Below are 611 nucleotides of genomic sequence, written 5' to 3' on the forward strand. Positions count from 1 at the left end.
GTGGGGATGGCGTGTCGCTATCCGGGTGGGGTGTCCTCACCCGAGGAGCTGTGGGACGTGGTGGCGAGTGGTCGCGATGCGGTTTCGGGATTCCCCACCGACCGCGGCTGGGACCTGGACGGCCTGTTCGACTCGGACCCGGAGCGGCGGGGGACGTCGTACGTCAGGGAAGGCGGCTTCCTCGAGAGCGCCGCCGAATTCGACGCCGACTTCTTCGGGATTTCTCCGCGTGAGGCTCAGGCGATGGATCCGCAGCAGCGGTTGTTGCTGGAGACGGCGTGGGAGGCGTTCGAGCGGGCGGGGATCGATCCGGTGTCGGTGCGTGGAACGCGGACGGGGGTGTTCGCGGGGGTCATGTACGGCGACTACGCCACCAGTGTCGCGGGGGTGCCGGGGGATTTGGAGGGGTTGTTGGCGAGTGGGAGTGCGGGGAGTGTGGCGTCGGGTCGGGTGTCGTACACGTTCGGGTTGGAGGGGCCGGCGGTGACGGTGGACACGGCGTGTTCGTCGTCTTTGGTGGCGTTGCACCTGGCTGCCAGTTCGTTGCGTCAAGGTGAGTCGGATATGGCGTTGGCCGGTGGGGTGACGGTGATGGCTACGCCGACGGCGTT

1 protein-coding gene is annotated in these 611 nt (G+C 67.9%); it reads left to right on the plus strand.

The window, feature by feature from the left end:
- Positions 1-30: 30 nt before the first annotated feature.
- Positions 31-611 (plus strand): beta-ketoacyl synthase N-terminal-like domain-containing protein (locus tag ACSDR0_RS51055; protein ID WP_435296209.1); only part of this gene is annotated, 581 nt, incomplete at its 3' end.

Source organism: Streptosporangium sp. G11 (genome assembly GCF_051192615.1).
GTDB lineage: Bacteria > Actinomycetota > Actinomycetes > Streptosporangiales > Streptosporangiaceae > Streptosporangium.